This is a genomic window from Lysinibacillus sp. 10T31, assembly GCF_056394365.1.
Genome location: NZ_JBFTHS010000039.1, coordinates 1 through 13877, shown reverse-complemented (window position 1 = coordinate 13877; position 13877 = coordinate 1). Strand labels below are relative to the sequence as shown.

Annotated in this window: 11 protein-coding genes; 1 reads left to right on the top strand and 10 read right to left on the bottom strand. The window is 35.8% G+C overall.

Annotated elements, in window-relative coordinates; all coding sequences use genetic code 11:
• Positions 1–204 precede the first annotated feature (204 nt).
• The gene (locus AC1DCY_RS19730) at positions 205–1017 is read left to right on the top strand and encodes a YitT family protein (RefSeq protein ID WP_477352939.1); all 813 of its coding nucleotides are present in this window, start codon (positions 205–207) and stop codon (positions 1015–1017) included.
• Between the two features lie 541 nt (positions 1018–1558).
• Here the strand turns inward: AC1DCY_RS19730 and AC1DCY_RS19725 are convergent.
• From AC1DCY_RS19725 to AC1DCY_RS19680, 10 genes are all read right to left on the bottom strand, one after another.
• On the bottom strand, positions 1559–2851 hold the full coding sequence (locus tag AC1DCY_RS19725) for an adenylosuccinate synthase (protein ID WP_477352937.1): 1293 nt from the start codon (positions 2849–2851) through the stop codon (positions 1559–1561).
• Positions 2852–3109: 258 nt separating this feature from the next.
• Positions 3110–4471, bottom strand: a complete 1362-nt coding sequence (dnaB, locus tag AC1DCY_RS19720; RefSeq protein WP_477352936.1) for a replicative DNA helicase — start codon at positions 4469–4471, stop codon at positions 3110–3112.
• A gap of 13 nt (positions 4472–4484) precedes the next feature.
• A complete protein-coding gene (rplI, locus tag AC1DCY_RS19715; RefSeq protein ID WP_053482928.1) occupies positions 4485–4931 on the bottom strand; it encodes a 50S ribosomal protein L9 in 447 nt (148 codons plus the stop codon).
• Positions 4928–6901, bottom strand: coding sequence for a DHH family phosphoesterase (locus AC1DCY_RS19710; RefSeq protein ID WP_477352933.1), 1974 nt, complete (start codon positions 6899–6901; stop codon positions 4928–4930). The genes rplI and AC1DCY_RS19710 overlap by 4 nt, the downstream gene beginning before the upstream one ends.
• A gap of 12 nt (positions 6902–6913) precedes the next feature.
• Complete coding sequence (locus tag AC1DCY_RS19705) at positions 6914–7855, bottom strand: YybS family protein (protein WP_477352932.1); 942 nt, start codon at positions 7853–7855, stop codon at positions 6914–6916.
• A 657-nt stretch (positions 7856–8512) separates the two neighbouring features.
• The gene (gene rpsR, locus AC1DCY_RS19700; RefSeq protein WP_049662616.1) at positions 8513–8749 is read right to left on the bottom strand and encodes a 30S ribosomal protein S18; all 237 of its coding nucleotides are present in this window, start codon (positions 8747–8749) and stop codon (positions 8513–8515) included.
• 174 nt (positions 8750–8923) lie between these two features.
• A complete protein-coding gene (locus tag AC1DCY_RS19695; protein ID WP_477352930.1) occupies positions 8924–9340 on the bottom strand; it encodes a hypothetical protein in 417 nt (138 codons plus the stop codon).
• Positions 9333–10952, bottom strand: coding sequence for a tyrosine-type recombinase/integrase (locus AC1DCY_RS19690; RefSeq protein ID WP_477352928.1), 1620 nt, complete (start codon positions 10950–10952; stop codon positions 9333–9335). Before AC1DCY_RS19690 ends, AC1DCY_RS19695 begins: the two co-directional genes overlap by 8 nt.
• The gene (locus AC1DCY_RS19685; RefSeq protein ID WP_477352926.1) at positions 10952–12379 is read right to left on the bottom strand and encodes a tyrosine-type recombinase/integrase; all 1428 of its coding nucleotides are present in this window, start codon (positions 12377–12379) and stop codon (positions 10952–10954) included. Before AC1DCY_RS19685 ends, AC1DCY_RS19690 begins: the two co-directional genes overlap by 1 nt.
• Entirely contained in the window at positions 12379–13494 is a 1116-nt protein-coding gene (locus tag AC1DCY_RS19680) for a tyrosine-type recombinase/integrase (protein ID WP_477352924.1), read from the bottom strand. Before AC1DCY_RS19680 ends, AC1DCY_RS19685 begins: the two co-directional genes overlap by 1 nt.
• Positions 13495–13877: the final 383 nt, after the last annotated feature.

The following is a 13877-nucleotide window of genomic DNA, read 5'->3' as shown; positions in this document are numbered from 1 at the left end:
TAAACCTGTAATACTCAAATTATTTTTAGTATAATTTTAGACATATCACTTTTTGATATTTAAATATTCTGATAAAATAGAAATAAGATACACTAGTTGAATGGAGTGATTAATTTGAATGTTTTACAAACCTCTGGAATAACCCCTAAAGTAAGAAAGCCCCAAAGTAAGAATCCCGTTCGAAAACTCATAATTAGGACCATTATGGTGGCATTAGGTGCATTCATTATGGCACTGGGGCTGGAGCTATTTTTAGTACCAAACCACATTATGGATGGTGGAATCGTAGGTGTTTCCATTATTACTTCTCATTTATTAAATTTACCCCTTGGTATTTTCATCTTCATTTTAAACTTACCTTTCATCTTTTTAGGCTATAAACAAATCGGTAAAACCTTTGCACTTTCCACAGGGCTCGGAATTACTGTACTCTCATTAACAACGCTCTTCTTACATAATCTAAACCCGTTTACTCAAGATACGCTATTGGCCACAGTTTTTGGAGGCATGATTTTAGGTATTGGTGTCGGCATCGTCATTCGTTATGGTGGTTCATTAGATGGGACAGAAATTTTAGCTATTTTATTTAATAGAAAAACACCGTTCTCCGTTGGTGAAATTATTATGTTCTGCAATTTACTCATCTTTGCGGTAGCGGGGTTTGTATTCACATGGGAACAAGCCATGTACTCTATTCTGGCATACTATATTGCCTATAAAATGATCGACATCGTCATTCAAGGGATGGAGGAATCAAAATCCGTTTATATCATAAGTGATGAAATTGATGAAATTGGGCAGACCATTATGGACCGACTAGGTCGAGGTGTAACCTTCCTTCATGGTGAGGGGGCTTATACAGGGAACGATAAAAAAGTAATTTTTACCGTCATTACTCGATTAGAGGAATCCAAACTTAAATCAATCGTCGCTGAAATAGATGATCATGCATTTCTAGCAATTGGTAATATTGCAGAGGTTAGAGGTGGTCGCTTCAAGAAGAAAGATATTCACTAATGACAAAAGGGGCGTACCGTATATGGCACGTCCCTTTAATGTTGTAAAAAAATATAACATCTATGAAATTAAGTATGGCTCTTAGGCAAAACAAGGGGGTGATTTCCGTTCCGACTGAGCGCTTTCCTGGGGGCGTCCGATGAGCCGCTTCACTCGCGCTGCTCGCTCCAGGGTCTCATCTGTGACGCTGATCCCCAAGGAGTCGCTCAGTCTCCACTCCAATCACCTACTTCACTTAGTGTATCTTTTGCATATCACTCTAATATGAGAAAATATAGAACTTTGTTTTTTGTACAAAAGCGAGGCGACAATAACAAATGTCTTTGCAAAGCGTAGCTACATCAAATGTAACATAACATCACTGTTATATTTCTATTCTGTCTGATTATGGAAGCAGCCCTAACGTTCACTTTGGAATACATAAAATATATCCTACATTAAGGGCAATAAGTCCTCTCTCACCTCAAAATTCAGTGACAGCAAAGAGATTTGGTATAAAAAAGGACGTACCGCATATGGTACGCCCTTTTATGATTTATCATTATTTTGCTTCCCAAACGTCCACTAAAACGTTCGTTTGTTCACGTGCAGGACCAACAGAGAAAGTAGCAATTTCAATACCAGTTAATTCACTCACACGTTCTACATAGCGTCGTGCATTCTCAGGTAGCTCTTCTAATGTTTTGCAGCCTGTAACATCTTCTGACCAGCCTGGAAGCTCTTCATAAACTGGTTCACATTGTTCAATAATATGAAGATTTGCTGGATATTCAGTAATCGTTTCATCTTTATATTTATACGCTGTACAAATTTTAACTGTTTCTAAGCCAGATAAAACATCAATTGAGTTAAGCGCAAGATGCGTAATACCACTTACTCGACGTGAGTGGCGCACAACTACTGTATCAAACCAACCTACACGACGTGGGCGGCCAGTTGTTGTACCGTATTCACGACCAACTTCACGAATTTGTTGACCTACTTCATCAAATAATTCAGTTGGGAATGGTCCATCGCCAACACGAGAAGTATAGGCTTTAGATACACCAATAACACTTGAAACTCGTGAAGGACCGACACCAGCACCAATTGCTACACCGCCGGCAACAGGATTTGAAGATGTTACAAATGGATACGTACCTTGATCGACATCAAGTAAAATACCTTGTGCTCCTTCAAATAACACTTTGCCGCCTTCATCTAGTACATCGTTTAAGATTTTAGACGTGTCAGTTACATATTTTGCGATTTCTTGTCCATAGCCGTAATATTCCTCGAAAATTTCTTCGAATGTTACGCCTTCAACCTCGTAAAATTTCTCAAATAACTTATTCTTAATTGCTAAATTTTGACGTAGTTTTTCTTCAAATACATCTTTGTCTAGTAAATCAGCCATACGGATACCGATACGTGCTACTTTATCTTGATAACATGGTCCAATCCCTTTACAAGTCGTACCGATTTTGTTATCGCCACGGCTTTCCTCATCAGCGATATCTTGCTTAATATGATATGGCAAAATAACATGCGCACGATTAGAAATTCGTAAATTATCTGTATCAACGCCACGCTCTTGTAAGCCTCTAAGCTCAGTAACTAATGACTTTGGATTAACAACCAATCCATTTCCGATTACTGAAGTTTTTTCTTTATAGAAAATACCTGATGGAATTAAATGTAACTTATAAGTTTCACCATCAAATTTAATAGTATGTCCAGCATTATCACCGCCTGCAAAACGAGCGATTGCATCGGCTTTTTGTGAAAGGAAATCCGTAATTTTACCTTTTCCTTCGTCTCCCCACTGTGTTCCTACAACTACAACTGATGTCATAGTCAGCACCTCCGTTAGATACGATTTGTATCTCAATTTTTAAGCCGTTAATTATTGTATCAATGATAGAAACGCCTAGTCAACAAAAATACTTAAAAACACGAACGTAAAATCAAAAAATATGATTCAACGTTCGTGTTTAATAACAGAATGATATGAATATTATCTAACATTCAGATTAATTCCGTCTTGGCGTAATCTCCAACGTTGAGTTCCTCTATAAAGAAGGAAGTTTTTCTTATGAATGAAGATAAATATTTAATCACGTGGAGGTGGTGGCGGCATTTGCGACCAATCCACATTAATGAATTTATTGAATTCTTTTTTAAAAGCAAGTGTAACTGTACCTGTTGGACCGTTACGCTGTTTAGCAATAATAATTTCAATCATATTTTTACTCTCGGACTCTTTATCGTAATAATCATCACGATATAAGAAGGCAACAATATCAGCATCTTGCTCAATACTTCCCGATTCACGTAAGTCACTCATCATAGGTCGCTTATCTTGACGTTGCTCAACGCCACGAGATAACTGTGATAGTGCAATGACTGGAACCTTTAATTCACGCGCTAAACCTTTTAAAGAACGTGAAATCTCAGATACCTCTTGCTGACGGTTCTCCCCTGGCTTACCACTACCTTGAATAAGCTGTAAATAATCGATTAAAATCATCCCGAGGCCATGCTCCTGTGCTAAACGTCGACATTTTGCTCGAATTTCATTGATACGTACACCTGGTGTATCATCAATAAAAATTCCGGAATTCGATAAACTTCCCATTGCCATAGTTAGTTTACCCCAATCTTCCGTTGTTAAAGCACCTGTACGTAAAACTTGTGCATCTATATTTCCCTCCGCACAAAGCATACGCATAACTAGCTGCTCAGCACCCATCTCTAGGGAGAAAATTGCAACATTTTCACGTGCTTGAACGGCAACACTTTGCGCAACATTCAATGCAAAGGCTGTTTTACCTACAGAAGGACGTGCCGCTACAATAATTAAATCGTTGCGCTGGAAGCCAGCTGTTATATGGTCTAAATCACGGAAGCCTGTCGGGATACCTGTAACATCACCTTTTTGTGATTGCATCTGTTCGATGTTATCAAAGGTTTCCACCAATACGTCTTTGACATGCTTAAAGTCACCCGCATTTTTACGATTGGCTACCTCCATCATTTTCTTCTCTGCTTCACCAAGTAATGCTTCTACCTCATCTTCACGAGTATAGCCATCTTCTACTATTTTAGTAGCTACACGTATTAAACGACGTAATAAGGCCTTTTCTTCGACAATTTTCGCATAGTGTGCGACGTTAGCAGCCGTAGGGACAGCATTGGCGAGCTCTAGTAAATACGATAGCCCGCCAACATCCTCAATTTCTTTTTTAGCTGATAATTCTTCAGTAACTGTTACAACATCTATCGCTTTTCCTTGATCACTTAAACGTAGCATCGTTTCGAAAATTTGCTTATGTGCATTATGATAAAAATCATCTGCTAGTAAAATTTCAGATGCAGTGATTAACGATTGAGGATCGAGGAAAATTGCACCGATAACCGATTGCTCTGCTTCCCGGTTATGCGGTGGAACGCGATCCATCATCGGTTCGTTCATGGATCGTCGCCCCTTATTCTTCCGTTACATGAACTTTTAATGCTGCAGATACTTCATGATGTAGTTTTACAGGTACATTTGTAAAGCCCAGCGCACGAATTCCATCACTTAAAGTCATTTTACGTTTATCAATTTTTATGCCATGCGTTTTTTGAAGCGCATCAGCAATTTGCTTTGTAGATACTGAACCAAATAGGCGACCACCTTCACCTGATTTTGCTTTTAATTCTACTGTTAAAGCTTCTAATTTTTCTTTTAATGCTTTCGCTTCAGCTAATTCTGCAGCAGCATTTTTAGCTTCTAAATTCTTTTGACCTTCTAATTGACTTAATGCTTGTGCATTTGCTTCGGCCGCATAGCCATTTTTAATTAAGAAGTTTTGTGCATAGCCGTCTGCTACATTTTTAACTTCCCCTTTTTTCCCTTTTCCTTTAACGTCTTTTAAAAATACTACTTTCATGATTCAGAACTCCCTTCGAGTACCTCATTTATGGCCTCTTCTAAATATTTTCTTACTCCAGCAATGGAATTTGCTTCGACTTGGCAAGCTGCATTCGTTAAATGCCCGCCGCCGCCTAGCTTTTCCATAACAAGTTGCACGTTTACTTCGCCAAGTGATCTTGCACTTATGCCGATTTTGCCATCTGAACGATGTGCAATGACAAAGGAAGCACCAACATCCTTCATTGTTAGTAAAATGTCTGCTGTTTGCGCAATTAGTACAGAATCATACACTTTCGCTTCCTCACCTACAGCAATAGCAATACCCGGCTTCACGAACTTAACAGTTTGCACTATTTTAGAACGCTCAATATACGTATCTACATCTTCTTTTAATAATCGTTGTACTAACACTGTATCTGCACCATTTGTCCTTAAATAAGAAGCCGCTTCAAACGTACGGGCTCCTGTACGCAGTGTAAAACTCTTCGTATCAACAATAATTCCCGCTAGCAATGCCGTAGCCTCTAGCATATTAATCTTCGCACGTTTTGGTTGGTACTCGAGTAACTCTGTTATAAGCTCAGCTGTGGACGATGCATATGGCTCCATATAAACAAGCGTTGGATTTTCTATAAAATCCTCGCTGCGACGATGGTGATCAATGACCACAACTTTTTCAGCCAGCTTCAATAGCTGTGATTCGATGACTAAATCCGGTTTATGCGTATCGACTATAACGAGTAAAGATTTTTCTGTCATTCTTGCTGCAGCTTCCTCTGGCGTTAGGAAATTTTCATAGAAATCCGATTTACTCTCTATTTCATTCATTAAACGTGTTACACTTCCGTTTAATTCTTCAAAATTTACGATAACATAGCCCTTCACATCATTCATTTGTGCCATTTTACGTACACCAACGGAGGCACCAATAGAGTCCATATCAGGGTTTTTATGTCCCATAACAAATACTTGGTCACTATCCTGAATTAAATCACGTAGTGCATGGGAAATAACACGTGCTCTAACGCGTGTACGTTTCTCAACAGGATTAGTTTTCCCGCCATAGAATTTTAACTTCCCTGAAGGTTGCTTGATAGCAACCTGGTCACCACCACGGCCTAAAACAAGATCTAAACTTGATTGTGCTAGTTCACCAAGTTCTACTAATGAAGATGATCCTGCGCCAACCCCAATACTTAATGTTAATGACATATTTTTTTGCGCTGTTTTTTCTCGAATTGTATCTAAAATGGCGAATTTTTTCTTTTCAAGTTCCATTAAAATAGATTCGTTTAATACAGCTAAAAAACGATCGGATGATATTCGCTTCACAAATATCCCTTGCTCAGCCGCCCAATCATTAACAATTGATGTCACCATCGTATTCGTTAAACTACGTGGCTGATCATCCATTGCTTGCGTAATTTCGTCATAGTTATCAACAAATAAAATCGCAATAACTGTACGATCTGCATAGTATTGTTTTTCAATAGCTATCTGCTCAGTGATATCAAAGAAATATAGTAAATTCTCTTCTTTTTTATAATAAACTCGATATTTACGATCACGGAGCGTAATCGTATCTTCGTTTGTTTCCTCGCTCTTCATTAGCACGTAAATGTCGTCAGATATATTAACGATTCCTTCACCTACTAAATTCTCCATATTTAAAACGCCTTGCATATATGGATTCGACCATTCTATTTCATATTGATCATTGACAAGTAAAATCCCAATTGGCATTTCAAGCAATGCCTCTTCCCCAACTTTTTTCATGCGGAAAGAGATAGATTCAATATGCTTTTCTGTTTCATCAAAGGTAATCTTTTCTACCTTCCACGTATAGGCCATTAATAGAACAAAACCTACACCATAACCGAAACCTATCCCGATATTCCAAATACATAGAAGCACGAACGTCACAATGCCAAAAATGGAAAGAACAAAAAGCGGATAGCGGATTGGTCGTTTTCTAAAAGTCCCCATTACATCAGCCCCTTATTCTTTAGTTTTCCCCTTCACAAGTGAACGTACGTCGAAACCTAAATCTACGATACCTAGCAATATCATAAAGGATGATAGTGGTAAGGCTAACAAAGTCGCTATCACTTTCACAACATTTGGCATTCCCTTTTTAGAAATAAAGTAATGTATAAAGGAAATCCCCTGCAGGATTAATAACATCCATAAAATATAAGAAACATTTAAAACAATAATATCTAATGTAGATCCAGATTCTGGACGCATAAATAAATTAATGCATAAAACAATCATGTAATACCATAAAACAGATCGTGGTAGACGCATATTTTGGAACGGTGCAAATTTCGGTACGTCTAAACCAAGACGTTTTAATATAGGTAAATTTAACATTATGATTATAAATGCTGTCATAAATGCAGAGATTGTTACTGTTGCAGGTATTGTCAGCTCAATTGTTTTTAACATAGCCTCAATTAGCTCTGGCTGAAACGCTTCTTGACCTGTCATAGTTTTTGCAAGTTCATTTGATTGCTCATAACTTTCGCGCAACAGCTCCGTGCTCATGTTAATGATATTGATACCAGCAAATTGAACATAAGCTACATAGACAATTGCCATTGACAGAAGAACAGTAACCCCAGATGACATGAATAGGTAAAGTTTGCTCTTCTTTTGATTAATTGCACTTCCTATAACGACACCAACTAATGCCAAAATAAAGGCAAATGGTAACATAGTTATGCCACTCGTTAAAGTGGTTAAGATACAAGCTACTACTGCTACAAATATTGATGAGGAACGCTTGTAATTTGCGCTATACCAAGCAATCGGTAGTGGGGCAAATATTAGACTTACTATAAAAATGAATGGTACATATGCAGAAATAAGCATTAGAATCGTAAAGATTGCGACCATCATTGAGCCTTGTACAAGCGCCTTTGTTTGATTATTCGGCATTGAAAACCTTCCTTTTTTCAGTCAAACTTACTGACCTTTATTGTACCATTTTTTCAGGTTGTTGAACAAAAAACGCTAAGAACAACTGTAAGCTTTGTCATTAATTTTGTAGAACTAATGACTATAGCGTAAAATACAAAGCTATATAGGAGATTTTTTACCGAAAAAGCATAACAAATTCATTCATTATTGATGTTCTTCATTATATATACATTAAAATTTTCAACGATAAGAAATGAGGAGCATACGACATTTACTAATACATGAAAAAAGGCTTTTAATCGAAATGATTATAAGCCGTTTTGTTTTTAAAAATGTTACTTAGTCGATTGTTCTTCTCATTCATACGTTTTAAAATACGATAGCATTTGTTTCTCAATCTCTAACATTTCATTTTTTCTTTATTCATGTCTATTAAAAGTGTAATAAATTCTTATACTAATGGCAAATGGTAATAAATAGAGTAATTACTGAGGTAAAATAAGGTCATCTCTATAGCGTATGGTTGATTTCATTCTTCCTACCCTTTGTGATTATTCACAAGTACCACCTTATAAAATTTCCATATTGGAGGTTACAAAATTAGTAACTCCATTTTCATAAATAAAAAAAGCACAACTAAAGTTAATTAAACCTCGTTGTGCCTTTATTTATATCTTATTTATCTTCTGCTACGAATGGAAGTAATCCCATGATACGAGAAACTTTGATAGCTGAAGTTAATTTACGTTGGTACTTAGCGCTAGTGCCAGTTACGCGACGTGGTAAAATTTTACCGCGCTCAGAGATGAATTTTTTAAGTAAATCCACATCTTTATAGTCGATATTCGTAATGTTATTAGCAGTGAAGTAGCAAACTTTACGGCGTTTGCGGCCTCCGCGACGTGGTGCCATAGTATGTCTCCTCCTTATCATTTTTTATTTTAGAAGTATTAGAATGGTAATTATGACAGGTTAAATTGTCAAATCCCTTTTTAGTTCTTCTCTGAATATGATTTCAATACAAAAGTGTCAAATTTGGATTGTACTGTCCCGGAAGTTTTACATCCACGAGTAGTAATTTTGAAATTATTGTTTTACCAATTCGATTACGTTATCCTTGTATAGTTTTTCTTCTAAATCAGCTATCTTTCTTTGAAGATTTATTATCTCTTCAGTTAGAAAAACATTTTGATCAAGGAGTTTTAGTTTCTCATCGTTTGATTGTTTGAGTGCTTCTTGTAATCGTTTTATACGCTTTTCTTGGACACTATTCTTATTATTGACTTCTTTAGGTTCTTTCTTGTCATTCATTAGTGAATTCGCTTCGTCGATTTTTAATTTTAAATCTGGACGATTATAAAGCGTCTGACGAGTCACTTTAGCCTCATTTGCTACCGAGCTAATGTTAATTTTCATTTTTTTCCTTTTGAGCTTCTGAATGGCTTCTACTACCTTTATTGTGGTCTTCTCACGATTGATTTCTGCTAAATCCTTATTATTCATCATCTTTACTCACTTCCACTTCCGACATAGCTTTCTGAAATTCCTTATTAGCCATCTTCTTACTTAACTCCTGTATATAATATTCCAGTTTACCTTGTTGATAATGTAACTTGGATGTCCATATACTGTCGTAATTGCCTGCTACTTCAAGTTCCTCGTTAACTCTCTCAAGGCGTTTCTCGTACACAGGTAGGTGTTTAGATGATGCTAAGAAATTACTACAGCCAAGACAAGCTCCGTCTTGTTCACAGGGTTCACCACGCATTGGGTGATGAGTACAGATACCGTGAGGTAGAAGTTCAATTTTTAAGGCTCTACGAAGTTTTTCAATCTGTTCAATAGTTTTCCCTTTGAACGGATTCTCGTCTCCCTCAAGCTGTTTTAAAACGATTTTATTGGTAGTTGCTATAGGTGTTTCACCAGATAGAATATCTTTTACAACTTGTTGTTTATCTTCCGTATGGTTATAAGTTTCAGTCATCAATATTGACTTATGACCCATAAGTTCAGCTACATCGTGGGTTTTTAAACCACCTTGATAAGCGTACGTTGCACAGATGTGTCTAAAATAGTGACTGGTTAACTTTAATAAATTCCCTTTTTCATCACGAAGATCATATTTCTGAATAAAAGGCGTTAGTCTGTTCTTAGTCCAGTTTCCTTTACTTGCTACAGTTACAGGTCGGCCAGCTATATTCCTTTTTCTAACAAGGAATAGATACGGTAGTCCTGATTCTTTTCGCAAGGGTTCAGTGTATTCTTCTAGCTTATCAATCGCAATACATACTTCTTTATTTGCAGGTTTATTAACTTCGGTAGGTTCATTGTTAATCTTTGTACTTACAAAGGTGATAAACATTTCTCCGTTAATTTGCGATAAGCAACCTTTTTGAATAGAAAGCACTTCTTCAATTCTACAGCCAATCTGACTAGCAATGATAATACTTGCTGCCGTTAGAATCTCACTATCTTGACCATTTTCCGATACTTCTAAAGCTGTTGTGATTAGATGACTAACAATATCTTTTTCAGGTAGAACTTTATTTGATTTACCAAATTTAGTACCACTTTTAATATTATTATTTTCAATAATCATCGAATTGTATAGAAGCTCGACGTGATTTGTATTAGATGGTACTTCCCATCCTCTAACAGCTCCACGTTCAAGTATTTCTTTTACAACTTGTGCAGCTTTCTTTTTACTAACTGCACTTGTCGGTTCACCATTATCTTTCGTGTCAGATAAAACAAAGTTAAAAAATTCTTCTAATCGATACTTGGAAATATCCTCAAATGAAGTAATGTCTTCATTTTGTTGAATGAATTTATCAAAAGTATGAAGAGCTGCTAGTTTTCTTTTTACAGTAGTGAACCCATTTGTTATTAGTTCCGTTACCATAAACCATTTAATCGTATTCTTAATGGATGTGGATTTGAATCTGTCAAACTTTAACCAACATTTATTTTCAGGCCAAGTTGCACTGCCTGGAATCAAATGCTTAAAATCCCAAAGGTCATCTTTAAACATTGAATTTCCGACTCTAAATTCATCATTCGAATCCTCATAATGAGAAGGGGTATAGTAAATGTATTTAAATAACTCTTGTGCCATTAATTATTACCTCCTTTTGCATTCTGAATAGAATCTAGTTGTGTAACTATTTCAGTAAGTGCTTTTTCAGTTTCAAGAAGGAGATAATCTGTACCGATTAGGTTTTCTTCCATATACCTTTGTTTATCTGCTTTTATCCTTTCCAAGTGATTCTTATGTACTTCTAAAAATTCTGGAGTCGTAATAAACTTAGGACAGAATAGACAGGCATTTGGTTTTTTACAATCGATAACTTGCTCTTTTATGGGTCTAGCACAAACACCGTCTGGCAATTGAGCCATTAGACGTTTCTCTTCAGTAATCTTTTTCTTTTCTTCATCAATGATGTAATCAACACCTTCTTCAATAACGCCAATGAATCCAAGTTTCCTATAGGTTTTACTAAATCGTTCATTTTGAACTTTTGCATATAGCCTAGTTGAATGACTAGAATTATGACCTAGAAACTCCATAACTTCTCTCATACTCATACCGTTATTTAATAGATCAGTTCCTATTGTGTGACGGAATTGATGAAAGTTTAGTTCATACGGTTCGCCTGTAGGATCCGTAATATTATATTTACTACAGAAGTCTTTCAGCTTTTTTCTTGCAAAATACTGTTGTAAATATTCAAACTTTCTTTTACGACTTTGAACTGGTTTAACAAATATGAACACTGTATCAAGTTCCTCTTGTACCCATTTAGTATGTTTTGCAACGAAACGTATTGCCCTTACAATATCGTGACTGATCGGTATATAACGGTCTGTTAAAGTCTTTTCATTAAGGACTTCTAAGATTGGTTTACCCATTAGATCTTTTGCTATATGTTGTTCCTGGATTGATAATGCTTCGTGAATTCGCATCCCGGTACCTTTAATTATTGTAATAAGACCCCACATAATAACATCCATATAATCCATTTCTTCTGAACGCATTCTGTCTAAAGCAATATCAATTTGTTTCATAATTCTATCATCGATTACCATTGTTTTTAGCGTATCTTCGGTCTGAAGTATTTGATATTCCATCCCATCAAAAAGGTTATTGATAGGAAAGTCGGACCAACCTAACATTCTACCGTGATTCAGGTAATGCTTTAAGGACGCTAACTTCACAGACCTTGTAGATTTAGCCTCTGTATTCATTAAAAGATAGTGTAAGTATTCTTCTGCTATCCTCGGTGAAATATCTGCGAATGTTTCCAATGTATAATTCGATTCTTGAATAAAGTAAAAAAACTCTTTAATTCCAGTGCTATATCTATGGAGTGTACTTAATGCTAATTTATCCATATTGAGCTGTTCTAAGGTAATTTTCTTAATTGTTTCCTTAAACCATTTATTGGGTAAGTAAGTAAACTCAAATGAATAAGGCACTGAAGCTCTTTCTTCTTCAATTAACCAAACATCTGAATTAACATCTACTAAAGTAGCAGTTCCCATTAGAAAACACGTCCTTTCTTGTTCGCTAAATAACTTTCGTACGACAAGGAAAGTGTTTCAGTAGAAACTTGCGTATACTTTTGTGTTGTACCGATGCTGCTATGTCCTAAACGAGCTTTTATAACGGCTAAATCTATACCCATATCTGCCATATTAGATGCGTGAGTATGCCGTAAAGCGTGGGGTGTAACATACTTTCGTTTTAACCCACTAACCTCGTTAGCTTTTCGAAATAATTCTTCGATAGTTCCTCTGTTGGGAGGTAATCCTTGATTTCTTAAATGGTTTACAATTAGATAATCACAATAATCCACTTGCGGTCTATGGTACATCACATAGTCATCAATTCCCTCTAATAATGATGTAGAAATAGGTATTATTCTTTCTCCTGTTTTCAACTGTCTATCTTCATCATCAAAATTTCCTCTATCGACTAAATAAATGTTACCTACTGTTTTAAATGGTTCTGGAAGATCATAATCGGAAATCCTTAGATGTAACAGTTCTCCAATCCTCATACCTGTTTCATACAGTAATTTAAATATCAATTCATTTCGTACCCTTAAAGATTCATCCATAGTTGATACATCACCGATAGCTTTATAAAACACCTCAGCTTCTTCTGGATATAATCTCTTTTTATCTACACTTTTACGCTTTTTACGACTAAAGAAAGAAAAAGCATTTGCATCCCATTTTTTATTAATGTGTCTTAAATAACTTAAATGGTTTATTTGCCTTTTATCTTTAATCTTATAGTTAGCAGGTTCAACGAACCCCATCATACCGAAGTATTTATAGAAGGTCCCTAATGCTGCTAAATAGCCATTAAGTGTAGAAGGGGATACTTTTGTTTTATCTTGATATTTCTCTGCATAAGCATTATCTATATAAGCGATAAAGTCAGGCATATGTCTTGGTTCTACTTCAAAAGGTCTTAATTCCTCTTGCTCCATCCATTTATAGAACACACATATCTTTTCTAAATAAGTAGTTATAGTGTTAGGAGACATTCCTTTGTTCTCTAAATATCTCGTAAAATCTAAAACCTCTGGGACAATTCTCATATCAGAATCAATTAATACTTGGACATTAGAAGCTTTTCTAATATACACCTTAACCCCTCCTTGCCGTTTAAAAATAGGTAGGTATTCTCGACCTTAATGTAATATATCTCTCAAAGCTGAATAAACAAGAACATATATTCTACGGAACTACCTAAAATATACACTATTTAGTAGAATTACGCTTAACAATATATACTTTAAATTAGACAAACCTTACTCTTTGGTAAAAAATACAATTTTGATAAATAAAAAAGGCTGTTTTCGAAAAGATTGTTGCGATTCAACTAAACCAGCTAATAGTTTGTCAATAATTTTCTGTTAAAAGTTTAATAGGCACGTGCTATACTAAAAAAGTGCATGACAAATAACCGTCCTAAAGTTTGTTTTTGGAAGGTTTTGTTTGATTTAGTTATACCTACTTATCAAGCTAA

Excerpts from the sequence above, each read along its gene's own strand:
- AC1DCY_RS19730 (WP_477352939.1), top strand. The coding sequence starts at position 205 with ATGGTGGCATTAGGTGCATTCATTATGGCACTGGGGCTGGAGCTATTT.
- rplI (WP_053482928.1), bottom strand. The coding sequence starts at position 4,931 with ATGAAAGTAGTATTTTTAAAAGACGTTAAAGGAAAAGGGAAAAAAGGG.
- AC1DCY_RS19685 (WP_477352926.1), bottom strand. The coding sequence starts at position 12,379 with ATGGGAACTGCTACTTTAGTAGATGTTAATTCAGATGTTTGGTTAATT.
- AC1DCY_RS19710 (WP_477352933.1), bottom strand. The coding sequence starts at position 6,901 with ATGGGGACTTTTAGAAAACGACCAATCCGCTATCCGCTTTTTGTTCTT.
- AC1DCY_RS19725 (WP_477352937.1), bottom strand. The coding sequence starts at position 2,851 with ATGACATCAGTTGTAGTTGTAGGAACACAGTGGGGAGACGAAGGAAAA.
- AC1DCY_RS19705 (WP_477352932.1), bottom strand. The coding sequence starts at position 7,855 with ATGCCGAATAATCAAACAAAGGCGCTTGTACAAGGCTCAATGATGGTC.
- AC1DCY_RS19695 (WP_477352930.1), bottom strand. The coding sequence starts at position 9,340 with ATGAATAATAAGGATTTAGCAGAAATCAATCGTGAGAAGACCACAATA.
- AC1DCY_RS19690 (WP_477352928.1), bottom strand. The coding sequence starts at position 10,952 with ATGGCACAAGAGTTATTTAAATACATTTACTATACCCCTTCTCATTAT.
- rpsR (WP_049662616.1), bottom strand. The coding sequence starts at position 8,749 with ATGGCACCACGTCGCGGAGGCCGCAAACGCCGTAAAGTTTGCTACTTC.
- dnaB (WP_477352936.1), bottom strand. The coding sequence starts at position 4,471 with ATGAACGAACCGATGATGGATCGCGTTCCACCGCATAACCGGGAAGCA.